Below are 22,679 nucleotides of genomic sequence, written 5' to 3'. Positions count from 1 at the left end.
TAACCGGTATACGCAAGCCGGGGCGATCGCGTAAGGCGGCGCCCCGGACGCTACAGCTGTGCCAATTTTGATGGTCAAACAAGCGGTGGGAGACAGGAATGGCATCCGATAAAAGCACGGGCTGGACAGCGACGGCGTTCTATCGCTGGCTGCTTGTTGCGCCGCTGGCTTTTGTCGGCCTGTTCTTCCTGTGGCCAATCCTCAACGTCATTCTGCGCAGCTTCACAGATCCGTCGCTGGGCGTCGCCAACTACGAACGCGTTTTCGGCGGCGGGCCGTATCTCAAGGTTCTGTGGATCACTGTCGAGACGGCCGGGATCGTCACCATCCTGTGCGCGCTCATCGCTTATCCTGTCGCCTACGTGATATCCCGGGTCCGCGGATCGATGATGAGCCTCATGATGGCGTTTGTCGTCGTGTCGCTGTGGACCAGCGTCGTGATCCGCTCCTACGCCTGGATGGTGGTGTTCCAGCGAAAGGGCGTGCTCAACCAGTTTCTGGTCGCGGTGGACATTGTCGAGCGTCCCATCAGCTTCCTTCCGGGAACACTGGCGGTCAATGTCGGCATGGTGCATATCATGCTTCCATTCATGCTGTTGCCGATGCTGGCGACAATGCGGACAATCGATCGCACTCTTATTTCCGCGGCTGAAGTCATGGGCGCCAATCCGTTCGCGGCTTTCCGCAAGGTCTTCTTTCCGTTGTCGCTGCCAGGGCTTGGCGCGGGATCTGCGCTGGTCTTCATGATGTCGCTGGGCTTCTTCATAACGCCGGCTCTGCTTGGAGGCCCGCGCCACATGATGGCTGCGGTCCTGATCGAGCAGCAGGCCAACCGTCTTCTTGACTGGGGACTTGCTTCCGCCCTCTCCACCGTCCTCTTGCTGCTGACAACCTCGATCTACCTTGTCTATCTCCGGATCATGAAAAGCGCCGGGGGAGGTTTCGCCCATGGCCGCTGAAAGCACTGCGAAGCTGCCGCTTGGTTTCCGAGCGGGATGGGTGATCATCTGCTGCTTTACGGCGCTGATCCTGGTCTATCTCGTCCTGCCGCAATTCATCGTGTTGCCGCTGTCATTCTCAGACCGCAGCTTCCTGTCCTTTCCGCCGTCCGGATGGTCGACCCAATGGTACGAGAAGCTCGTCGCCAATCCCTCCTGGTTCCAGGCGATGATCAATTCGCTTGCGATCGGCGTCCCGACGGCGGTGCTGTCGATGGTCTTCGGCACTATGGCTGCGCTGGCCGTCTCAAGGGGCGGTTTCAAACAGGCTGGCGTGATCTCGGCGCTCGTCGTGGCGCCCATGATGTTGCCCCATGTCATCCTTGCGATCGGTCTCTATCCGCTGATGCTGCAACTCAATCTGCTCGGATCCTACGCCGCGGCCACGATCGGCCACACGGTCATCGGCGTGCCGCTGGTCTTCATCACGGTGACCGCAGCGCTGGCCCGTCACGATTTCACGCTTGAGCTTGCCGCAATGACGCTCGGTGCGCGACCATGGCGCACGTTCAGATCCGTCACCTATCCGACGATCCGCATCGGAATCATCATCGGGGGCATACTCGCCTTTGCGACCTCGATCGACGAACTCATGCTGGCGCTCTTCCTGACCGGCGCCGGAACCCGAACCCTGCCACGCCTGATCTGGGAACAGATGAACGATTACCTGACCCCTACAATAGCCGCTGTCGCGACGCTCGTATTCCTGTTTACGCTCGTCCTGCTTGTCATTGTCGCGCTGATTCAGTCTCGCTCGACGCGTTTGGACGGGTGGAACCATGACTGAGCAAGGCGCGAAACTGAAACTCTCCGGAGTCGAGAAGCGCTATGGCAAGGTCGAAGCGCTGCGACCGACTGATCTGGAGCTTGAGAGAGGAGAGTTCTTTTCCCTGATAGGACCGAGCGGTTCCGGAAAGACGACACTGCTCGGCGCCGTCGCCGGATTTACACCGCCGACGCGCGGGCGCATTGAGGTCGACGGCGTCGATATGGCGGCGTTGCCGCCCTACAAGCGTGAAATCGGCATGGTCTTTCAGAACTATGCGCTGTTTCCGCATCTGACGGTTTTCGAGAACATCGCGTTTCCTCTGCGACTGAGGAAACTCCCGGAATCCGAAATACGTAGCCGGGTGATACAGATGTTGGAAACGGTTCGGCTTCCAGATGTTGGCGGGAGAATGCCGACACAACTCTCAGGCGGCCAGCAGCAGCGTATCGCACTCGCGCGCGCGGCGGTCTATGGACCGCGAATTCTGCTGATGGACGAACCGCTCGGCGCTCTGGACAAGAATCTCCGCGAAGAGATGCAGTTCGAAATCAAGGAATTTCACGCAAAAGTCGGCGCCACGGTGCTGTACGTGACGCATGACCAGGACGAGGCGGCCGCCATGTCCGACAGGATCGCCATCATGCGCCAGGGCGGCATCGTGCAGGTGGGCACGCCTCGTGAACTCTACGAACATCCTCGCAATGAATTTGCTGCCTGCTTTCTCGGAAACGCCAACTTGCTCGAGGTGGTGCGGGAGATCAGGCGCAGCGGCGACTACGTCGATGTTGAAACGCCTGCAGGACCGGTGCGTGCGATCCATGAAGGAAAGGACACAGGAAACGGCGATCAGGTTCTTTGCGTGCGTCCGGAATCGATCGGCATCGAACGTGAAGGCGTGGAGACCAGCGCGGCATCGACAGAGTCCAATCGCTTGTCGGGCCGTATCACCGACGCAACCTTCACCGCTGGATCCTTCAGATATGTGGTCGACGTCGAGGGAGCTTCCCCGGTCGCCGTTCGCCTGACCTCCATCCGCCAGTCGCAAATGCTCAAACCCGGCGATCGCGTGGCCCTGCAGTGGGCGGCAGACGCGACGCTGATGATACCCAAGGAGTAAACATGGGAACACTGGACAATAAGGTCGCGCTGATAACCGGATCGGGGGATGGCATGGGTCGGTCCCACGCTCTGCTGATGGCCGAGCGCGGCGCCGACATCGCCGTCTGCGATATCGACGGCGACAAGGCGCGTGAAACCGCGGAACTCGTGCGAGAACGCGGGCGGCGCGCCTCCGTCCATGTCGTCGATATGGCTGACACCGACGCAGTCATGGCGATGGTCGCCGACGCTTCAAAAGAAATTGGCCGCATCGACATCCTGGTCAACAATGCCGGATTCGGTCAGCGCGCCACGGTTGACGAAATCTCCGAAGACGATTTCGACCGCATGTTCAACGTTCACGTGCGCGGCAGTTTCTTCTGCACACAGGCGGTCGTTCCGGCCATGAAGGAAGCCCGATACGGCAAGATCATCAACATTTCTTCTATCTGGGGCATGGCCGGGGCGCCGGTCGCCTCCCACTATTGCTCTGCGAAATCGGCGCTGCTTGGTTTTGCAAAGGCCTGGGCCAAGGAATTTGCGCCCTGGAATATTCACGTCAATGCGGTTGCGCCGGGCGGCGTGCGCTCCGGTGGACCGGTCAAGCTCGACAATCTCGATATCCTGCGCGCCAAGGAAGAGAAGGTGCCGCTCAAGCGTTACTGCGAGCCCATCGAGATGTCCTACGCAGTCGCCTTTCTCGCATCGCCCGAAGCGGACTTCGTGACCGGTCAGGTCCTCAGTCCGAATGGCGGCGAAACCATCGTCGGCTACTAGGGAGAACTCCATGACGAAAGATCCGAACAGTTTGGAAGGCAGAGTCGCCTGGGTCACCGGCTCAGGCCGCGGCATGGGCAGCGCCCACGCGAAACTGATGGCTGAACGCGGCGCCGACATCGTGGTTCACGATGTCCTGGAAGACGAAGCGAAAGAGACCGCGGAGGCCATTCAGGCGATGGGTCGCAAGGTTCTTCTGTCCACCGCTGACATTCGCGACGCGGCGGCGATGCGTGACCTTGTCAAGGAGGCGGAAGCCAAGCTGGGTCCGATTGACATCCTCGTCAACAACGCCGGCATTGGCGAACATGCCGAGATCGAGGAGATCACGCCGGAAAAGTACCAGCGGATGTTCGACATCCATGTTCGCGGCAGCTTCTTCTGCGGTCAGGCGGTCATTCCCGGCATGAAAGAGCGCAAATATGGCCGGATCGTCAATATTTCCTCGATCTGGGGCATGAACGGCCACCATACGGCGTCACATTATTGCGCCGCCAAGACAGCCGTTCTCGGTCTGACCAAGGCATGGGCCAAGGAATTGGCTCCGTGGAACATCCTCGTCAACGCGGTTTGCCCGGGAGGGGTCCTCACCGAGATGCCAATTCGCGTCCAGGGCATGGAGAAGATCCGCGAGAAGGAAAAGAAGGTGCCGATCGGACGCTGGGCCGCGCCGGAAGAGATTTCATACGCGGTCGTCTATTTCGCAGCGCCCACCGGCGATTTCGTGACCGGACAGGCGATCAGCCCCAATGGCGGCGAAACCATCGTCGGCTTCTGAGACATAGAAAAGTAAAGGATATCCAGATGCATTTCGGCCTGTTTTCCCTGATGACGCAGCGTAACAAGGACAAGGCTGCCGGAGAGATTTACCGAGAAACCGCGGAACATGTGAAACTTGCCGAAGAGATCGGCATGGAGATCGCCTGGTTCGCGGAACATCATTTTTCCAACTATTGTCTGTGTCCGTCCCCCCTGGCGATGGTCAATTTCATGGCTGGGCAGACGAGCCGGATCAAACTTGGCCCGGCCGTCATCGTCGCGCCGCTTTATGAGCCGATCCGGCTCGCCGAGGATATCGGAATGGCGGATCAGATGAGTGGCGGACGGCTGGTTCTCGGCTTCGGCACCGGATACCAGGCCTACGAGTTCCACAAATTCGGCCGCGACCTCAAACAGGCGCGAGACACGCTCCTCGACGTTCTCGACTTCGTGAATAACTATTTCACGAAGGACGAATTCGCCTATGCGGGCAAAACGATCAGCTTTCCGAAAACCGCGTTCTCCGTGCGGCCGGCGCAGACCCGTCCGGACATCTATGTCGCGGGAATGGGAACTGACGTGGAGGCGCAGAAGCGGGCGGTCGAACGCGGCTATACGCCATTTTTCACAACAGGGTGGAACGATGTCGAGGCGATCCGCGGCGTGCGCGACGGGCTGGCCGACACCTGGGAAAAGGCCGGGGGCGACAGCGCCGCCGTACCTTTTGCAATCCAGCGCTACATCTTTGTAACGGACGACCCGGAAGATGCGAAGCTCGCCGCCGATGGCGCGCGGTACATCCGCCGTATCGCCATGTCCATGCGTGGCGGCTACGGCGAACTGGATGGAGCTTTCCTGAAGGAAATTCCGGCGGACGGAGAACCCCCGCTCGAGGAAATCGTGGCGCGCCTTCCCGTTGGCGATCCCGAGACTGTGGCCGAGCGCCTGTCGCGGGATATCGAGGTGCTGGGACCGAAGCACATCAGCTGTTTCATGGCGATACCGGGTCTCGACCAATCGAAAATCCTCCGTTCCATGGAACGGTTCGGATCGGAGGTTATACCGCTTCTCGAGAAAAGATTCGGTCCGCTCGGAGAACTGGACGCGATGCCGGCAGCCCCGCCTGTCGCGGCAGCGGCCAGCCACGGCTGAAATATGACAAAGCCCCTGATATTCGGTTTGGGCGGGACGGCGCGCAACGGGTCTTCGAGCGAAAAGGCGATGAAGATCGCGCTTCGGCATGCGGAAAAACTCGGCGCCCGAACGGAAAGCTTCTGCGGACGCGATCTCCTGATGCCAGTGTATCAGCCGGGCGACAACGACCGGTCAGAGGCGGCGACGAGGCTCGTCGAACTCTATCGCAAAGCAGACGGCATCATCCTTGCCTCGCCGTCCTATCACGGATCCCTGTCCGGTTTGCTGAAGAATGCGATCGATTATACGGAGGATCTTCGCACAGATCGGCGTGTCTACTGGGATGGCCGTGCGATTGGATGTATCTGTTGCGCCGGCGGATGGCAGGGCGGCAGTCAGACGGTTTCGGCTCTTCGCGATATAGCCCATGCCCTTCGCGGTTGGCCGACGCCTTTCGGCGCAGTTCTCAACACCTCCCTGCCATTGTTCGACGCCGATGGGCGATCGCTGGACGAGTCCGTGCAAAATCAATTGGAAATAGTGGGCGCGCAGGTCGTTGAGTTCGCCAGGATGAGGTATGCTGCCGATTATGCGTTTTGAGATCGAGAGCCAATTCAGAAAAGCATTTCATGAGTCAGACTGAAATTCGCCAGGGTGATCCGAAAGCCGGAGCATCCGGCGGCATCGTCGACATACTGAAAGCCCGCTATGCAGGTTTCAGTCCGCAACTCAGAATAGCAGCACGCTTCGCCATAGACAATCCAAGCGACGTCGCGGTCTATTCGATGCGGACTCTCGCCAAGAAGGCCGGGGTGCAGCACAACGCGATGGTGCGGCTTGCGCGTGAACTGGGCTTCGATGGCTACGACCAGTTCCGGGATCTCTTCCGCGATTACGTCACCCGGGGCAGCGACGCTCGCTGGTTGTCGCGCGCGCAGTCGATCCGCGAGCGTTTTCCCGTCGGATCCAACACCCAGATCCTTGGTGAGCATGTGCTGCAGGAACTCGAAAACCTCCAACAGACGTTCGGAGAGGGAATCGCCGAAAAGCTGAATGATGCGGTCAGCCGGTTGCGCGGCGCGCGCAAGATATACGTGCTCGGATTGCGCAGCATGTTTCCTCTGGCCTACTATTTTCACTATACATGCCGCATGTTCGACGCACGCTCCGTCTTGCTGACCGGCCTCGGCGGAGCGCTGGCCGACGATCTGCGAACAGTTGGCAGCAAGGACGTCTTGCTTGTTTTCAGCTATCGTCCCTACGCGCGCGATGCTATCGCCGCAGTCGACTTCGTTCGCGAACGCAAGGGGCAGGTGATCGCGATTACCGATAGCGAGGTTTCTCCCGTCGTCACCGACGCGGGAGTTAATTTGATCGTGCGAAACGGCACCATATCGCTGTTCTCGTCTCTTCTGCCGGCATTCGCCGTGGCGCAGATCATCGCCACGATGCTATTAACCGAAGGTGGACGCGAAGCCATGCAGCGGCTGGAGGAAACGCAGGAGCAGCTGGACCAGTTCAATGTCTATCTGGAGTAGCGTCAACTGCCGCCAATAAACGCGTATCGCCTACGGCCTGACGCACGGTTTCTGTCTGACGAGGTCGTCGTATTCAGCGCCCGGCCTGGCGCTGTCAGGGAGCGCATTCCCATTCCGCTCGCACGACCGCGCGACCTCGACATCAAGCGATCGCAAGATTTCGTCCAGCTCGTCGACCGAATATGGAAACTGATCGAGGAAGAGGTCCGGGCGTCCGCGGCGTCATGATCAACTGACGCGGCTCCAGTCTGGCGGCGTCGTCGCTGTTCAAAGGCTGTCAGACGGCGCGTTTTCCTCCATTATCTGACGATCCTGTTGCATTTCCAGCCACATCGCGTTGACCACCGCGAAGAGTGCGGCGAGGGGCAGACCAAGAAGCCAGGCGAAATACCACATCGTGTTGTTCCTTCCTCAGTAGACGCTTTCACTGTTGGAGGTGACGTCGTCTTCGGTGACTTTGCCCCACAGGACGCGGTAGACCCAGGCGGTGTAGGCAAGAATGATCGGCAAAAAGATTATCGTCGACACCAGCATCACGAACAGCGTGAGTTGCGATGAAGAAGCATCCCACACCGTGAGGGATGAGGTCGGGTGTATCGACGACGGAAGAATGAAGGGAAACATCGTCAGTCCGACCGACGAGATGACGCCGAGAATTCCGAGTTTTGACCACAGAAGCGTCGAAACCTCGCCCCTACTCCCGAGGCCCCGGATGGCCATGATCATGCCCAGGAAGCCCAAAGCCGGCGCAATCGCGATCCACGGACGTTGTCCATAGACGGCCAGCCAACTGCCCTCCCGCACAACGTCTGAATGCAACGGGTTCGACGGACCGTCGACCACGACCTGTCCAACCAGGGCGTAGCCGTCAATGCCGAAGGCAAGCCAGAGCCCGGCAATGGCGTAGCCGGCCAGAGCGATCAGTCCCATCCAGACGCCGATGCTGCGAGCTCGTTCCGCCACAGGCCCTTCCGTCTTGACGACCAGCCAGGCGGCGCCATGCATCAGCAGCATGCCGAAGGAAACCAGTCCCGCGAGTATCGCGAATGGATTGAGAAGGCCAAGAAATTTGCCGTAGAACGTTCCCTCGTAGATAGCGTGCAGATCCTCGGTAAAGCGGAATGGCACGCCCTGAAGCACGTTTCCGACGGCGACGCCGAAGATCAAGGCCGGAACGGCTCCACCGACGAACAGCGCCCAGTCCCAGTTCGATCTCCACCGGGGGCTCTCGTGTTTTGAGCGATATTTAAAGGCGACCGGCCTGAGGATCAAAGCCGCGAGCACGGCGAACATGGCCAGATAGAAGCCGGAGAAGGAGACCGCGTAGAGCGGCGGCCAGGCCGCGAAGATCGCTCCCCCGCCGAGAATGAACCACACCTGGTTGCCTTCCCAGACCGGACCGACGGTATTGATGACGACCCGGCGTTCGACGTCGCTTTTTGCGACGAAAGGCAGCAACGCGCCGACGCCCATGTCGAAACCGTCGGTCATTGCAAAGCCGATCAGCAATATGCCGAGCAGCAGCCACCAGATCACGCGAAGCAGTTCAAAACTGATGAGTTCGTGCAGGATCATTGTCGTTACTCCGCCGGAACCGCGCCTGGGACGGCGTCGTCAGATTTACGCAAGCGCTTCCTGTGCCTGTCCATCCATTCGTCGGTCGCCTCGACGTCTACATGGGGACCCTTTCTGATGTATTTGATCATCAGTCCCATCTCGATGATGAACAGGATCGAATAGAAGGTAACGAAACCGGCAAGCGTGATCAGAAGGTCGCCGACGCTTAGGTGCGAAACCGACAGGGCGGTCGGCAGGACGCTGTCAACCGTCCATGGCTGTCGTCCATACTCCGCCACGAACCAGCCCATTTCTGCGGCGATCCATGGCGTTGGTATGATGATCACGGCAAGCCACAGCGCCGGCCGCGGAAACTGCATCCCGCGGAAATTGGCCAGATAGAAAAAGTAGGCCATGACTGCGATGAATGCGAAGCCGAGACCGACCATGACGCGGAAGGCCCAAAACAGCGGCCAGACTTTTGGCACCGTGTCGCCTGCCGCCATGACGATCTGTTCGTCTGTCGCCTGGCGCGGATCGTCGACATATCGCCTCAACAAGAAGGCGAAGCCGAGATCGGCGCTATGCTGTTCGAATGTATCGCGTATTTCCTGTGGCTCTGCGCCGCGCTCGGAGCGTATGGTCAGAAGCGCGTCATAGGCGATGATGCCCGAGCGAATGCGCGTCTCCGCCGTCGCAACGAGATCGTTGATGCCGGGAATAACAGTGTCGAGCGATCGTGTGCCGATCAAACCCATCATGTAGGGGACGTGGATCGCGTATTTTGTCTCGTGATCCTCCTGGTCGGGAATGCCGAACAGCGTAAACGAAGCCGGAGCGGGCTCGGTGTCCCACATCGCTTCAATGGCCGCGAGCTTCATCTTTTGCGAATGGGTCGCGGTATAGCCGGATTCGTCTCCGAGGACGACGACCGAAAGCGCCGACGCAAGACCGAAACTCGCCGCAACGGCGATTGAACGCCGCGCAAGTTCGATATGGCGGTTTTTCAGCAGATACCAGGCTGAGACGCCGAGCACGAAAACGGAGGCCGTAACGTATCCCGCCGAAACCGTGTGCACGAACTTTGCCTGTGCAACCTCATTGAATAGCACGTCGAAGAAACTCGTCATCTCCATTCGCATGGACATGGGGTTGAACTCGGCGCCGACGGGATTCTGCATCCAGCCATTGGCGATCAGGATCCACAGCGCGGAGAAGTTAGAACCTATGGCGACGAGCCACGCCACGACCAGATGCGCAACCTTCGACAGCTTGTCCCAGCCGAAGAAGAACAGCCCGACGAATGTCGCTTCAAGAAAGAATGCCATGAGGCCTTCTATGGCCAGCGGCGCGCCGAAGATGTCGCCGACATAATGGCTGTAGTAGCTCCAGTTCATTCCGAACTGAAATTCCATGGTGATGCCGGTCGCGACGCCGAGCGCGAAATTGATCCCGAAAAGCAGACCCCAGAATTTCGTCATCTGCCGCCAGATGGGTCGGTCGGTCATCACATAGACCGTTTCCATGATGGCGATGATGATAGACAGACCGAGCGTCAATGGAACGAAAAGGAAATGGTACATTGCTGTCATTGCAAACTGCAAACGAGACAGCTCGACGACATCGAGTTCCATCACAAGTCCTTTCGGTTTGGACACGCCGTCAATGCGCATGTCCCGGCGTCGTGGGTATTACAACTTCCGTGCCTGTTTGTATTGATACATATCAATTCTCGCAGGGGAGTGCGACATCTTGCTGCCGGTTGGAGAAAACCAGTTCCGCCTCTCTGTGTGAAGCAAGCAGGATCCCTGATTCCGGGAGATATTTTCTGATCCCGGAGAGCGCCCGCGTCGCAGTGTCGCGGTCCAGGCCTTCCGTTGGCTCGTCCAGAAGCAGCAGCGCCGGCCGCCGGAGCAGGACCCGGGCCAGCGCCAGACGCCGGCTTTCACCGCCGGAAAGCCCTGTTCCTGATTCTCCAAGCCGGCTGTCGAGTCCCCCGCGCGCTTCGATTACGTCGTCGAGCGCCACCGCCGAGAGCACAGCCCAGGCGTCTTCATCATTCAGCCCGGGCCTTGCCACCGCCAGTCCGTCTCTGATGGCGCCGCTCAAAAGCGCGCTTCTCTGAGGCAACAGCGAAACGGTTTCACGCAGCCGCGATGCCTCCCAATCGAGCAGATCCTTACCCAGTATTGCAACTGTCCCCTGGGTGGGCTGCCTCATGGAGGCGGCAAGCTGCAAAATTGTCGATTTACCGCTGCCGCTGGCGCCTGTCAGCGCAACCGTTTCGCCGCTTGCGACTTGGAGATTGAAATCTGCGATCAGTAAGGGACCTTCCTCCCTGTAGGAATAGCAGGCGTCTTTGAACTGCAGCAGTGGCGCATTCGACTTCAACTGAGTGTGGGTGCGAGCGGACGCCGTTTGTGGCTTTCCTGCTTCGAGCAGGCGATTGACCCGCCTTGCAGCGTCCGTCATTCGGCCTATTTCCGCGAGGCCGCGCCTGAGCGGCGTCAAGGCTTCGGCAATGGCCAGCGTTGCGAAGAAGCCGAGAGCGGCTACCGCCGGATCGATGACGCCTGTCCGGGCGAGCAGGCCGCCTATCAGCAAGGCGCCGGCGGCCGTGAGACTTTCCGCCGATGAAATCAGAAAGCCGCCGGCGCGTTCGATGCGATCGTTATGTGCCACTTCCCTGCGCATCCGCTGCTCGGCGTCCATGACGTGCTCCGCGCGCTGGTCGAGCTTCCCGAAAATCGTCAGTTCCGCCCGGGCCTGGATCAAATCCATGAACCGCATGCGAAAGGCGTTCAGCGCCAGTTGCGACAAGCGTGACGGTTTGCGGGACCGCACGGCTACAAGGCCGAGCGCGGGCAGAATGCCGGCGATCGTGCTCGCCAACAGCCAGACGACAAGCGCCGAATCGACCAGAATCCACAATGCAACGGCAGAAATCATCAGGGTCGCGGCTGCAGCGACAAGCGGTATAACCAGGCGCAGCGCAACGCCGTCCAATGCGTCCACATCGCGCGTCAGACGGCTGAGTTGCTCCGATGCGCGCAGGGCCGGCAAACGCGGAAACGGGACCGTCGACAGCGCGCTCAGCAGATCGACGCGCAATCGCGCCAGGCTGCGCAAAGTTGCGTCATGGGTCAGAATACGTTCGCCGTAGCGCGCCGCAGTTCGGCCCAGCGCCAGAAAGCGTACGCCTGCGCTCGGTCGAAACACGTCGAAAACGACGCCGGCGCCGGCAAGACCAGCGACGCCTGCGGCTGCGATGAACCATCCTGAAAGCCCAAGCAGCGCGATGCCTGCGACCAGCACTGTTACAGACAGCGCCGCGCCGCGTAGAAACGACCACCAGTCGTTCGTCCAGATGCGGCGGATAATCGGCAGCAGCGATCTCATCCGGCGGTCTCCAGATCGATGATCCGGTCCAGGCGGCGCGCGAGTTGCAGATCGTGCGTTGCGACGATCAGCGTGGCGCCGCGCGCCGACAGCGCCAGCAGTCCGTCAATGACGGCTGACGCCGTTTTGTTATCGAGATCGGAAGTCGGCTCATCTGCGAGAAAGATATCGGCGTCGGAATATAGCGCGCGCGCGATCATCAGACGCCGCGCCTCGCCCCCGGAGACGCCGTGTCCCGTTTCGCCGAGCCTGGTGTCGAGCCCACCCGGCAATGTCTGAACGATCTGATCGGCGGAAGCGAGCGCAAGCGCGTTCTCAAGTCTGTCGTCGTCGCGCGTGTTCCCGGAGATGATCAAGTTGGCCCGCAGGCTGCCGTTGAAAAAATGCGGGGCCTGCCCGATCCAGCCGAGCCTGGTGCGCCAGGCGTCGGCGGTGCGGTGGTCCAGCAATTCCCCGGCGAGGCGAATGTCGCCGTCAGGGCAGGGGGCAAGTCCCGCCAGCAATGCAAGCAAGGTTGATTTTCCGCTTCCGCTGCGACCGGTGATGGCGATCCGTTCGCCGGCCTCGATGGAAAGGTCGGGAAATCGTATCAGGCGGCCGGCAGGCGTCGTCCAGGAGAGTGCGCGCGTCTCCACGCTTGCGGGGCCGGTGAGCATGCGACCGGCGAAGCCGCCTCCTGGAATTTCGATTTTGGGCGCCGCTTCGAGATCGGCCAATTCGCCGGCGACAGCCTGGGCCGCAGCCCGGTCGTGCCAGGCGGCGGCGAGCTCACGCATCGGCTGAAAGAAGTCAGGCGCCAACAACAGCAGAAAGACGCCTTCGGCGACAGTCAGGGGCGTCGCCCAGGCGCCGAAACGCAGCTCACCGAGCAGCGCAAAGCCCACATAGACAGCCGTCATCGCGACGCCGAGCGCTGCAAACAACTCCAGAACGGTCGATGACAGGAAGGCGATGCGCAGGACCTCCATGGTCTGCCGGCGCAGACGGTCCGCAGCCGTTGAAAAATCGGCGATGGTGCGATCCACCGCGTCGAGCAGCCGCAGATCCGTGAGCGCTCGTATCCGCTCAGCCAAGAGAGCGTTCATGCCCCCGATTTCCTGCATTTGTCTTTCGCTTGCCGATTGGGCGGCCATTCCGACCAGAATCATGAAGATAGGTATGAGCGGTCCGGCGATCAGAAGAATGAAGGCCATGGTCCAGGAGAAAACCATTGCGATAGCGAGGATCACGAGAGGGACGACTCTAGTACGGGCCATGGCCGGCGCGTAGCGCAAGATGTAAGGCGCGACGAACTCGAGTTTGTCCGCTGCAAGCGCTGCGATTTCGGCGGAGGAACGCTGGCCGTCGGCAAGCGGCGACAGACGGCTTTGCGCAGCGAGAATTTTTCCTCGCTCGCGGCTTATGGCCGCCTGCGACGCGGTGAAGGCTAGTCCACCTGACACATGCGCAAGTCCGGCTTTGGCAAGCCCGAGCGCAAGGAACAGCAGGCTGGCGCTCCATGGACCGAGCAAGGCCGGCGAACCATCGACGAGCGCTGCTATCAGTTGCGCCACGCAGGCGGCTTGCGGAATCCACAGCAGCGAAGCTGCAACGCTCAGCCATGAAGCCAGGCGAAGGCGGCCTCGCTCGGGTTGAAGCATTTGTTCGAGCCGGCGCGCAGCCAGCTTGTTCGCGTCAGGGACGGTATCGCTCATCGGGATCGGTGAAGCTGTTGTTTGGCTGCTCTTGCATCGAGGCGCCGGTGTTCGACGGTCGGTTCGGCGATCTTATTACATGTATTCCGGTCGATGGCGAGGCGACGATCTGACCCGGTCGCTCCAATACTCTTTGCGCGCAGCGCTATAGCATGTTGATCGCAAGCTGGAACGAACATTAACCCATCTCTACTTCATCTATTGCGGAAGCCGATGCATTTCTTCTACCATTCATGGAAACGAACAAGGCAACAGCATCCAGTCTGGGGGACGACTTGAAGGCGGCATGTCACGGAGCAGATGCGCGTTTCGTCGCCCGGCAATCGGTCGGCGTCAGAAGCGCTTCGAACTCCGATCCTAAAACGCTCGAGTTCGACCTGACCGGGATCAACGATCCGGTTGTTTCAGACGCCTTCTCCGGCGACGGTGACCGGCGTGTGAGTCTCACCCTTCGCCATGACGCAGAAAACGGCGTGTCCGCCGATTTTCGCACGGATGTCAGAACGTTCCTTGCGGATCATGAAAGTAAACTATCCGGCTGCGGTTTCTTTCACAGGCTGCTCCCGGCTCTCGACGATCATCTGCTTCCGGATGAGGACGCTCTGTCTGCGCTTGCCGCCGCCATGCGTTCGGAGAAACGCTCGGTCGAGCATTCGACGATACCTGCGGCCTATACCTATCTGGGCCAGTTCCTTGCGCATGACCTGGCCTATACGAGTTTTGACAGCGACCCGCTCAATCCGGTGAATTACCGAACGCATGCGTTCGATCTGGACAGCATTTTCGATACGCGGCCAGGCGGCTATCCCGAGAACGGCAAGGCGTATCAGTGTCGCGGCGGTCTCGGCCTTGGCGCCACCAGCGCCGGTCGCTTCGCCGACATTCCCAGGGACGCCGAGGGTGTTCCGCTTTTGCCGGACGAGAGGAACGACAATAATGTCATCGTTTCCCAACTCGTCGCGTCAATTATCAGGTTCCATCACCGAATTTGTAGCATCGAAAAAGACGAGGCCGCAGCAAAGAGGGTGACGCGCCGGCATATGCAGTCGGTCATCCTGCACGATTATCTCGAGCGCATCATCGATCGCGACGTTTATGATGAAGTCATGACCCATGGACGGGGATTCCTGTTTGCCGAGGCGCCCCCGTTTCCGTTCAGAATACCGGTAGAATTCTCGATTGGATGCTTTCGTTTCGGCCACAGCATGGTCAGGGAACGTTACTTCCTGAACGGAATCCTGTCCCGTGAACCGACTCGCCAGGTCCTGGCTCATACGCATCTCGGCAGAGTCATCGACCGCGACAGACCATTCCTGCAGGACCGCTGGGTCGTCGACTGGTCCTATCTTCTTGACCTCGACGGATCGCGAGAACCTGAATACGCCGAGGCTATCGACACGAAGCTTCCGGTTCTGTTTCAGGACCTCGACAGCCGCTGGGTATACGAAATGCCGCGCGGCCAGACATCGAACACCGTGCCGCTCTCGGAACTGACCTTGAAACGCGGGCGATCTGTTGGCCTGTCGCCGGCGCAGGATTTGGTCGAATGCGTCAATACCGAACTGGCGGGACATCCGTTGTCCGGCGGAGCGCAGCGCAAGCGCGTCAAGGGTATTACCGATCTGTTGGACAATGCATTTAGCGCTGCTTTGGGAGACGTCCTTTCGCGAGACGACCATCGCTTGGCGAAGGCCACCCCGCTTTGGTTCTATACGCTTGCAGAGGCCCAGAGGCTCGGCCGCGACGCCCGCGACGGGGCGACCCGGCTCGGTCCGCTTGCGTCCCGCATCGTCATGGAAACGGTGCACGCCGCCATTCAGGCGTCACCCGACAGCATTATCGACGATGCACAGCGCGTTCGCTTTTCACCGCATCCGAAGCTCGTCGCAGCAAGGGAAAATGCTTTTACTCTGTACGATATCTTTCGCAATATTGAAAACCTGAACTAGCAACCAAAGGGGAATATCATGGGATCAGTTGTTGTCTACAAAAAGGACGCATCTCTGTCGGTCGACCAGCAAAGGCGGGAAGGCATGATCTTTGCCGGAACCCAGGTCGAAACCAGGATGCAAAGCACCAACAATTACTGGGATGCGGTTCTTGGAACGCTGCATGCCATCATCAGCGATTCAAACACAGGTTATGAAGCCCTGTATGAGTTCCAGAACGAAACAGGCAAGATGAAGCAGAGGCGCATCAGTCATTCCGCCAAAAGAAGGAATGTGTTCGACCTGTCGCATGTTGATACGGGCCAGCCCGACGGTCATCTCGTGCTGGAGATCAAGCGCGACGAAAGGGTGGCGGACGTCCATTTCATGACGGTTCTGGCGCCACGGCGCTCCAACCAGGCGGACGCCTTCGGATATCTGGCGACGATCGTCGGAGACGTGGCGGAAGTTCCCGGTCGTGAAGAGGATTATCTGAAGGGAACAGTGACCTTTCAGAGATGCCTGTAGTCTAACCGGGCGCCTGTGAAGAGCTTAAGGCTCTTGTTCCAGAGCGGTTTGCTCCATCAGTGAAAGCAGGCGCGCGCGATCCTTCTCTTCGCGGATCGGATAGGCTTCGCTAAACCATCTGGCGATCTCGGTCCGGGTGGGCGCTGTCGCGCCCGCCCAGATGGCGCTGACATCGCTGCACAGGCGCTTGAATTCGGTCGCGGCTTCTTCTCTGCGGCCGACGGCGGCGAGAGCGGCCGCGTGCCAGCCCGGATTGTCGATGATTCGATCGCTCGAGCGGATGGCGGCTTCGATCGCCTTTTCGTGCTCACCTGCCAGAAAATAGACGCTTGCCGCATAACTCCATTGGTAGTCGAGCAGTATCGGCGCGTATTCGATGCTGTGCGCCAGCAATTCCATCGCGCGATCATGATCGCCGAAGAAGGCGAAGCCCATCGCGCATGAGATGAGCGTGCGTGGGCTGTGCGGGTTGAGTTTGGCGGCAAGCTCCATATGGATCGAAGCGTTTTCGAACTTGTCGTCAAGCGAGGACGACCACGCCACAGCCAACTGGTTGCGCGCGTCGAGTGGATCGAGCTCCACAGCCATTTGCGCGAGCCGGTAAGCCTGCCGGAGATCTTCCGAATCGCGGGCGAGACCGGGACGCACGATGTGTCTGACGTTCTTCAGGCTCGCAAGGCTGGCGTAGGCGGGCGCGAAACTGGGAGAGTGGTCGATAATACGCGTGAATATCGAGGCGGCCTCGTCATGGCTCTGGGGCGTCCAGCGCGTCAGGATCTTTTCACCCTGCAGCCATTGATCGACGCATGCGTCCATCTCCGGCTCCGTTGTGCGCGCGAGCCTGTCCGTCGAAATATAAACCTCAAGGGTGGCGGCGATGCGGCCGATCGCGCGCTGCTTGACGGCCTGAAGGTTTTCCGGCTCGAGCACGAGACGATCAGACCAGACAAGCCCGCCGCTGTGCGCCTCTCCAAGCGTCAGGACAATTTCGGGTCTGCCGACAGCCGACGTTAGCGTTGCGCTGAGCTTGTAGTCTGAAACGCCTGCCGAGAGCGACGGCGCCTGCTCTCCTTCGACGGCGGACCAGCCGCGAAAACAGGACAGGCTGGCGAGCAACTCCTTGCGAAAAGCATTCGCAATCTCCCGGTCTTCATCGGTCAGCGCTTCGAATTCCGTCACCTGGATTCGCAATGGCGCGGTCGACGCGCGCGTTCGCACGGGCGCTGCCGCGGTGTTATCTCCACGCAGAGCGGCGACCGTTTCCGGTTTTGGCGAAATGCCGAAATATCGGGTCAGATAGTTTTCGAGCTGGGTGTAGACGCGCCGCGCCGCGCCGGGATTGTCGACGGCGTGATAATACCGGATCAGCATGCGCGCGGCCCGTTCATGGCCGGGCTCGATCCGCACGAGCGCCATGGCCGCGTCGCGGGCGCCGTCATCGCCGATTTCGAACATGTCGAGACAGAGTTCGAGCGCGGTGGCGATCCGGTTGCGCCATTCGCTGCGGGCCACCGCGAGCCAGGAGTTGAAAAGCGGACCGACATCCTCCAGCCCGGCCAGAATACGGTCCGGCCATTCGCCGTCGCGGTTCAGCACAGGATCGACGTACCCCTGGCGCAAGTCGTTTTCCATTCTCTCCAGATCGATCTCGAGCCGGCTGTGATTGAGCACGACCGAACCCTCGGCCCACTCGACCGGCAGTCCAGACTGTCTCCGTATTGACGACACCAGCCGGTTCATCGATTTCTTCGCCTCGACGAAGGGGCGATCCGGCCACAAAAGCGCATTCAGCCGGCCAACCGTCTCCACGCCATTCGGAGACACGACAAGATAGGCGAGAAGTCCTTTGGTCGATCCCCGTGTGCCGACCGGAAGCGATTGCTCGTCGCGGGACACCGACAGTCCGCCGATCGTGCGCACTGAGAGTTGGCCGATTTCGCGATTGTCCGCGGCGTCCATCTCCTTCAGGACCTGATAGACCCGCATGTGCTCCGGTATGTTTTTCATGCGGCGACCGCCGATCGCCTCGAAGCCGAATCGCGATGTTCGCTGAACCAGCATGTAGACTTCCTGCGAGACGCAGGTGCCGCCGCTCCCGGCAAGACCTTCCAGCCGCGCCGCCACGTTGACGGCGTGGCCGTAGGCGTCGCCGCCACGAAACATCACTTCCCCGATATGAATTCCCGCCCGGAACCTGGCCGTACTCGGGAAGCCTTCGCGCAGGTCTGCGACCGCCTCATGCATCGCCATGGCGAACTCGATTGCGTCTGTCGCGCTCTCGAACAGAAGCATTGCGCCGTCACCGGTTGTCTTGACGAGTTGTCCGCGAAAGTCGGAGCATGTTCTGGTGAAGTGGTCAAAGCAACGCGACAGGAAGGCGATTGTCTCGTCTTCCCGTTCACTCATAAAGCGGCTGGAGCTGGCTAGGTCCAGAAACAGCACGGCTTTCAATGAGGTTTTGGGTGTCCCGGTCTGTCCGGTATTCCCCGCATTGGTGCTCGACATCGGTTCCCCTGCGCGTCAATGTGCGCAATTGATAGTTACTCTATCAGTTTTTGCAATGTTACATGAATAGTACATTGGACAACTTGCAGCAGTATTTCTTGCACATTGACGCGACGCCTGAAGATTGGCCGGCGTATTTCGAGTTTTGCGTGCCGGGAAGCGAAACGTTTGCGCGGTGGCCGGGCTTTCCCATGGCTGCGCGTGTTGAGTCGGGGCGCGCAGCCGGCGGCCGCGGTCTTACCAAGGCAAGTTGTCGAGAAAGCGGCCTCGGTGAAGCCGTCGAGCTCGCCAGCCTGTGCGCTTGGGGCGACGAAACCCTGCTTCAGGCGCCTTTGGAGACTGTCCGCGATATTGCCGTGGAACCAAGTCGATTGGCGGGTCTGACCTCCATGCAGCGTGCTGAAAGACATGACTGGAACAGCGCCTATGGCGGACTGGACTGGCGCGGGCGCAGCGTTTCAGACGCGGAAATCATCGACTGGATGCAGGCGGAGGACCCCTCAGGCGCCGTGCGCCTAATACCAGCCGAAGCGGCGCTGATTGGAAAAAGCGCAAAGGTCGACGGCCAAGCCATTCTGATCGCAGACACCTGCGGCTGTGCCGCGGGCATTGACGCGGAATCGGCCAGACTGGGCGCTGTTCTGGAGCTTGTCGAACGCGACGCCATCGGTCGGTGGTGGCACGGGGCTCGCCAGCGCGCGCAATTCGGATTTGACATCATCGCGCACGAACCGGGGCTGTGTGATTTCCTGGAGCGTCGGGATAGGAGTACTCGGCTCTTCGATATTACCACGGATTTTGACATCCCGGTTGTCGCCGCAGTGTCCTGGACTGAGAATGGCGGCGATGTCGCCATGGGATTTTCAGCCCGTTTCGACCACGCCGCCGCAGCCGTTCACGCCCTTGTCGAAATGTTGCAGGGGGAAATCGCGCTCACCCAGCGCGCTGATGCAGGCGACCGGCTGCTTGCCGAATGGCTCGAAAAGGCGACAACGCATCTTGCGATGCTGTCGCCGCCGCCAGTCGCGGCAACGGCGGTGTCTTTGCCACAAGACAATGCCGGCGACCGGTTGCAGGCCTGTTTTGACAGGTTCGAAGCGCTCGGTCTGGAGATCCTGTTCATGGATTTTACCCGCGCCGAATTCGGCGTTCCGGTGTTCCGCGCCATTGCGCCGGATCTCTGCAGGGACAAGCCGCGCTGGAACTATCAGCGTCTCTGCGCCGCGGATGAAAGAGATCTGGGCGTGAAGCCAGATCCGGATGAAAATCGGCGGCCGCCTAACCGAATTCCCTTGATGGTGTAATCGTATTCTGATAATTTTTAAAATTATATATATTTTTCAATAGCTTAGATTTCGTTTCGGGAATCTGGCTTCGTTTCGGGAATCTGGCTTCGTTTCGGGAATCTGGCTTCGTTTCGGGAATCTGGCTTCGTTTCGGGAATCTGGCTTCGTTTCGGGAATCTGGCTTTTTCGTCGCTGCAATATCGGGGTCGCAGGCCTTCAAGTCCGAATAGCAATAGTATAACACAAATGCAGTGAAAAAGCAGCAACCTTATCCACGCTTTGGCGGACGCTTGGCGCTAGACGGACACCTTGGTGATCTGCCTTAGTCTCGGTATGTCGATCACGGTGATTTTCCTGCGGCCGACCTCGACGATGCCGAGGGCTGAAAGCGCTGAAAGCTCGCGGCTGACTGCTTCGCGATGGGTGCCAAGCATCGTCGCAAGTTGATAATGCGTCGGCGCAGGGGAAATGACGACCGGTGGCTCCACCTCTCCGGCCTCGACCGCGCGTCGCAGCAATTCCGCGCAGACCCTTTGGCGCACGGCGAGCGTGCTGAACTCGAAGATCCGGTGGGTCAGGAAGCGGTTCTTGCGCACCAGAAGCTCCGCAAGCCGGAGCCCGATGCCCGGCATCGTCATGACGAGTTGACGAAACTTCTCCGATGTCATCTGCCCGACAAGGCTTTCCTCCAGGGTCTCGATCGCAGCGGATCGCGGTTTCTGGTCGATCGCCGAAAATTCGCCGAAAACATCGCCGCGCGAAAGCTCGGTGTAAGTCACTTCCTTGCCGTCTTCGGAATAGCTCTTGGCGACGACGCTGCCCTCGACGATGAAGAAGATGTCGGTAGAACCCTCGCTTTCGCTGATGATCTCCACGCCCTTTTGATAACGCTGCCAGACGCATTGCCGCCCGATCTCGTTGAGTTGTCCGGTGTCGAGATCCGACAACAGGCCAACGAGATGCAGCAGGTTTTCAGCTTGCGCTCGATCGTTCATGATAAATTTCGAAAATTCGCCTTTAATCTGCCGGCTATCGTAGCAGAGCCGTACTGGCTTTGTCATGCCATGAGTGCCGCAATGTCTGTCTCGGCAGGATTATTCCTCTCGCCCGGGGTCGACCTCCAGTCGTTTCGTCTGGCCCATAGCGGCAAAAAAGCCTCAAATTCTGGGAATCCGCCCCTATGCTCGTTTCGGCTTTCGAAAGGAGACGACATGATGGGCAAAACCACGCAATTGAACTTCGACATGGTGTCCGATCGAAATCTGGTCAGGGATTGTTCCTATATTGGCGGTCGTTGGACAGGATCGGCGCGCGGCGAAACAGCATCGATCTTCAACCCCGCCAATCGGTCCGTGATAGCCTCGGTCGCGAGTCTGTCGTCTGCAGAGGCTGCTACGGCCGTTGATCACGCCGAGAGCGCCTTTCCCGCTTGGTCGGCTCTGCTGCCGCAGGATCGCTCGCAGATCTTACGCAACTGGTTCGATCTGATTACCGAAAACCGGGAAGATCTTGCCCGCATCATGGTCATGGAGCAGGGTAAGCCGATTTCCGAGGCTCGTGGAGAGATCGACTATGCAGCCTCTTTCGTCGAGTTCTACGCAGAAGAATCCAAAAGACCCAATATCGAAGGCGTGACATCTCATTTGCGCGACGCGGAAGTCGAGGTCTGGCTTGAACCGGCAGGCGTCGCCGCCCTCATCACGCCCTGGAATTTTCCCTGCGCCATGTTGACGCGCAAGGCAGCCGCCGCCCTCGCCGTGGGTTGCACGGTCATCGCCCATCCTTCAATGGAGACGCCGCTTTCAGCCCTTGCGCTGGCCGAACTCGGCGCTCGCGCGGGCATGCCTGCGGGCGTTTTCAACGTCGTGACGGGCGACGCCGCCGCCATTGTGGAGCCGTGGACGCGCGACCCCCGTGTGCGCGTCCTGTCTTTCACCGGCTCCACGGAGATTGGTCGGCTTCTCTATCGTCAGTCTTCGGACACCATAAAGAAACTTGTGATGGAACTCGGCGGTCACGCGCCGGTCATCGTGTTTTCGGACGCCGATCTGGACAGCGCCGTCGCCGAAACGATCAAGGCCAAGTTCGCGACGTCCGGTCAGGATTGCCTGGGAGCCAACAGAATTATGGTCGAGCGCCCTGTATACGAGGAATTTGTTAGGCTCTTTACCCAAGCGACGGAGCAACTGACCGTCGGATGCGGTTTCGACGATCCCGATATTGGCCCGCTGATGAACGAGAAGGCCGTTGCCAAGCAGGAAGAGCATGTGGCGAATGCGCTTGAGAAAGGCGCCAGGCTCAAATGTGGCGGACGCCGCCACGACTGCGGGCCCCTGTTCTACGAACCGACGGTTCTCGCCGACGTATCGGCCGACGCATTGATCATGAAAGAGGAAACCTTCGGGCCAGTCGCGGCGATCTGCGCCTTCGATACGGAGGAGGAGGCAATCCGCCGCGCCAACGACACGGAATACGGTCTCGTCGCCTATCTGCATTCGAACGATCCCCGCCGGATCTACCGGGTGAGCCGTGCGCTGCAATTCGGCATGGTGGCCGTAAACCGCACCAAGGTTACGGGCGCGCCGATCCCGTTTGGCGGCGTCAAACAGTCGGGGCTCGGGAGAGAAGGCGCGCGCCTGGGCATGGAAGAATTCGCCGAAGTCAAATATGTTTGCCGCGACTGGGCCTGAGCCTGACTTCAAAAATAAC

19 protein-coding genes are annotated in these 22,679 nt (G+C 59.8%); 12 read left to right on the top strand and 7 right to left on the bottom strand.

From position 1 onward, the window contains the following. Positions 1–98 precede the first annotated feature (98 nt). From AAFN47_RS17215 to AAFN47_RS17180, 8 genes are read left to right on the top strand one after another with little or no spacing between them, the layout of a single operon-like run. Positions 99–959 carry an ABC transporter permease gene (locus tag AAFN47_RS17215; RefSeq protein ID WP_499810481.1) on the top strand — a complete coding sequence of 287 codons (861 nt, stop codon included), beginning with the start codon at positions 99–101 and terminating at the stop codon, positions 957–959. Further along, the gene (locus tag AAFN47_RS17210; RefSeq protein ID WP_499810480.1) at positions 949–1,785 is read left to right on the top strand and encodes an ABC transporter permease; all 837 of its coding nucleotides are present in this window, start codon (positions 949–951) and stop codon (positions 1,783–1,785) included. The genes AAFN47_RS17215 and AAFN47_RS17210 overlap by 11 nt, the downstream gene beginning before the upstream one ends. Beyond that, on the top strand, positions 1,778–2,884 hold the full coding sequence (locus AAFN47_RS17205; RefSeq protein WP_499810479.1) for an ABC transporter ATP-binding protein: 1,107 nt from the start codon (positions 1,778–1,780) through the stop codon (positions 2,882–2,884). Before AAFN47_RS17210 ends, AAFN47_RS17205 begins: the two co-directional genes overlap by 8 nt. 2 nt (positions 2,885–2,886) lie before the next feature. Next, positions 2,887–3,642: an SDR family NAD(P)-dependent oxidoreductase gene (locus tag AAFN47_RS17200; protein ID WP_499810478.1), complete on the top strand. Its 756-nt coding sequence runs from the start codon at positions 2,887–2,889 to the stop codon at positions 3,640–3,642. Between the two features lie 10 nt (positions 3,643–3,652). Further along, positions 3,653–4,420: an SDR family NAD(P)-dependent oxidoreductase gene (locus AAFN47_RS17195; protein WP_499810477.1), complete on the top strand. Its 768-nt coding sequence runs from the start codon at positions 3,653–3,655 to the stop codon at positions 4,418–4,420. Positions 4,421–4,446: 26 nt separating this feature from the next. Further along, positions 4,447–5,553 (top strand): LLM class flavin-dependent oxidoreductase, encoded by a 1,107-nt coding sequence (locus AAFN47_RS17190; protein WP_499810476.1) that lies wholly within the window; start codon positions 4,447–4,449, stop codon positions 5,551–5,553. Between the two features lie 3 nt (positions 5,554–5,556). Further along, the gene (locus tag AAFN47_RS17185) at positions 5,557–6,135 is read left to right on the top strand and encodes an NADPH-dependent FMN reductase (protein WP_499810475.1); all 579 of its coding nucleotides are present in this window, start codon (positions 5,557–5,559) and stop codon (positions 6,133–6,135) included. Positions 6,136–6,164: 29 nt separating this feature from the next. After that, the gene (locus AAFN47_RS17180) at positions 6,165–7,073 is read left to right on the top strand and encodes a MurR/RpiR family transcriptional regulator (RefSeq protein ID WP_499810474.1); all 909 of its coding nucleotides are present in this window, start codon (positions 6,165–6,167) and stop codon (positions 7,071–7,073) included. Between the two features lie 267 nt (positions 7,074–7,340). On the opposite strand, the gene cydX is transcribed toward AAFN47_RS17180, so the two are convergent. From cydX to cydD, 5 genes are all read right to left on the bottom strand, one after another. Continuing rightward, the gene (cydX, locus tag AAFN47_RS17175; protein ID WP_499810473.1) at positions 7,341–7,469 is read right to left on the bottom strand and encodes a cytochrome bd-I oxidase subunit CydX; all 129 of its coding nucleotides are present in this window, start codon (positions 7,467–7,469) and stop codon (positions 7,341–7,343) included. A gap of 15 nt (positions 7,470–7,484) precedes the next feature. Further along, positions 7,485–8,648: a cytochrome d ubiquinol oxidase subunit II gene (gene cydB / locus AAFN47_RS17170; protein WP_499810472.1), complete on the bottom strand. Its 1,164-nt coding sequence runs from the start codon at positions 8,646–8,648 to the stop codon at positions 7,485–7,487. 5 nt (positions 8,649–8,653) lie between these two features. Continuing rightward, positions 8,654–10,264, bottom strand: a complete 1,611-nt coding sequence (locus tag AAFN47_RS17165) for a cytochrome ubiquinol oxidase subunit I (protein WP_499810557.1) — start codon at positions 10,262–10,264, stop codon at positions 8,654–8,656. Between the two features lie 91 nt (positions 10,265–10,355). Then, on the bottom strand, positions 10,356–12,029 hold the full coding sequence (cydC, locus tag AAFN47_RS17160) for a thiol reductant ABC exporter subunit CydC (RefSeq protein WP_499810471.1): 1,674 nt from the start codon (positions 12,027–12,029) through the stop codon (positions 10,356–10,358). Beyond that, positions 12,026–13,723, bottom strand: a complete 1,698-nt coding sequence (cydD, locus tag AAFN47_RS17155) for a thiol reductant ABC exporter subunit CydD (protein WP_499810470.1) — start codon at positions 13,721–13,723, stop codon at positions 12,026–12,028. Before cydD ends, cydC begins: the two co-directional genes overlap by 4 nt. 275 nt (positions 13,724–13,998) lie before the next feature. On the opposite strand from cydD, the gene AAFN47_RS17150 reads away from it, so the two are divergent. Both AAFN47_RS17150 and AAFN47_RS17145 read left to right on the top strand, forming a co-directional pair. Beyond that, entirely contained in the window at positions 13,999–15,672 is a 1,674-nt protein-coding gene (locus tag AAFN47_RS17150; protein ID WP_499810469.1) for a peroxidase family protein, read from the top strand. A gap of 18 nt (positions 15,673–15,690) precedes the next feature. Further along, entirely contained in the window at positions 15,691–16,179 is a 489-nt protein-coding gene (locus tag AAFN47_RS17145; RefSeq protein WP_499810468.1) for a hypothetical protein, read from the top strand. A 24-nt stretch (positions 16,180–16,203) separates the two neighbouring features. Here AAFN47_RS17145 and AAFN47_RS17140 read toward each other — a convergent pair whose 3' ends face one another. Continuing rightward, positions 16,204–18,684 (bottom strand): adenylate/guanylate cyclase domain-containing protein, encoded by a 2,481-nt coding sequence (locus AAFN47_RS17140; RefSeq protein WP_499810467.1) that lies wholly within the window; start codon positions 18,682–18,684, stop codon positions 16,204–16,206. Between the two features lie 191 nt (positions 18,685–18,875). Between AAFN47_RS17140 and AAFN47_RS17135 the strand changes: the two genes are divergently transcribed. Beyond that, the gene (locus tag AAFN47_RS17135; RefSeq protein WP_499810466.1) at positions 18,876–19,988 is read left to right on the top strand and encodes a YcaO-like family protein; all 1,113 of its coding nucleotides are present in this window, start codon (positions 18,876–18,878) and stop codon (positions 19,986–19,988) included. A 278-nt stretch (positions 19,989–20,266) separates the two neighbouring features. Here the strand turns inward: AAFN47_RS17135 and AAFN47_RS17130 are convergent, their stop codons facing one another. Next, the gene (locus tag AAFN47_RS17130) at positions 20,267–20,965 is read right to left on the bottom strand and encodes a Crp/Fnr family transcriptional regulator (RefSeq protein WP_499810465.1); all 699 of its coding nucleotides are present in this window, start codon (positions 20,963–20,965) and stop codon (positions 20,267–20,269) included. Positions 20,966–21,181: 216 nt separating this feature from the next. Between AAFN47_RS17130 and AAFN47_RS17125 the strand changes: the two genes are divergently transcribed. Next, on the top strand, positions 21,182–22,660 hold the full coding sequence (locus AAFN47_RS17125) for an NAD-dependent succinate-semialdehyde dehydrogenase (protein WP_499810464.1): 1,479 nt from the start codon (positions 21,182–21,184) through the stop codon (positions 22,658–22,660). Positions 22,661–22,679 lie beyond the last annotated feature (19 nt).

Origin of the sequence: Hoeflea sp. CAU 1731, assembly GCF_039888615.1 — a bacterium.
GTDB lineage: Bacteria > Pseudomonadota > Alphaproteobacteria > Rhizobiales > Rhizobiaceae > Flavimaribacter.
This window is presented reverse-complemented; position numbering and strand designations above follow the sequence as displayed.

Coding starts and splice junctions, on each gene's coding strand:
- AAFN47_RS17130 (WP_499810465.1), bottom strand. CDS start 20,965: ATGAACGATCGAGCGCAAGCTGAAAACCTGCTGCATCTCGTTGGCCTG.
- cydB (WP_499810472.1), bottom strand. CDS start 8,648: ATGATCCTGCACGAACTCATCAGTTTTGAACTGCTTCGCGTGATCTGG.
- cydC (WP_499810471.1), bottom strand. CDS start 12,029: ATGAGATCGCTGCTGCCGATTATCCGCCGCATCTGGACGAACGACTGG.
- AAFN47_RS17195 (WP_499810477.1), top strand. CDS start 3,653: ATGACGAAAGATCCGAACAGTTTGGAAGGCAGAGTCGCCTGGGTCACC.
- AAFN47_RS17140 (WP_499810467.1), bottom strand. CDS start 18,684: ATGTCGAGCACCAATGCGGGGAATACCGGACAGACCGGGACACCCAAA.
- AAFN47_RS17145 (WP_499810468.1), top strand. CDS start 15,691: ATGGGATCAGTTGTTGTCTACAAAAAGGACGCATCTCTGTCGGTCGAC.
- AAFN47_RS17205 (WP_499810479.1), top strand. CDS start 1,778: ATGACTGAGCAAGGCGCGAAACTGAAACTCTCCGGAGTCGAGAAGCGC.
- AAFN47_RS17135 (WP_499810466.1), top strand. CDS start 18,876: ATGGCTGCGCGTGTTGAGTCGGGGCGCGCAGCCGGCGGCCGCGGTCTT.
- AAFN47_RS17190 (WP_499810476.1), top strand. CDS start 4,447: ATGCATTTCGGCCTGTTTTCCCTGATGACGCAGCGTAACAAGGACAAG.
- AAFN47_RS17210 (WP_499810480.1), top strand. CDS start 949: ATGGCCGCTGAAAGCACTGCGAAGCTGCCGCTTGGTTTCCGAGCGGGA.
- AAFN47_RS17165 (WP_499810557.1), bottom strand. CDS start 10,264: ATGGAACTCGATGTCGTCGAGCTGTCTCGTTTGCAGTTTGCAATGACA.
- AAFN47_RS17200 (WP_499810478.1), top strand. CDS start 2,887: ATGGGAACACTGGACAATAAGGTCGCGCTGATAACCGGATCGGGGGAT.
- AAFN47_RS17180 (WP_499810474.1), top strand. CDS start 6,165: ATGAGTCAGACTGAAATTCGCCAGGGTGATCCGAAAGCCGGAGCATCC.
- cydX (WP_499810473.1), bottom strand. CDS start 7,469: ATGTGGTATTTCGCCTGGCTTCTTGGTCTGCCCCTCGCCGCACTCTTC.
- AAFN47_RS17185 (WP_499810475.1), top strand. CDS start 5,557: ATGACAAAGCCCCTGATATTCGGTTTGGGCGGGACGGCGCGCAACGGG.
- AAFN47_RS17215 (WP_499810481.1), top strand. CDS start 99: ATGGCATCCGATAAAAGCACGGGCTGGACAGCGACGGCGTTCTATCGC.
- cydD (WP_499810470.1), bottom strand. CDS start 13,723: ATGAGCGATACCGTCCCTGACGCGAACAAGCTGGCTGCGCGCCGGCTC.
- AAFN47_RS17125 (WP_499810464.1), top strand. CDS start 21,182: ATGATGGGCAAAACCACGCAATTGAACTTCGACATGGTGTCCGATCGA.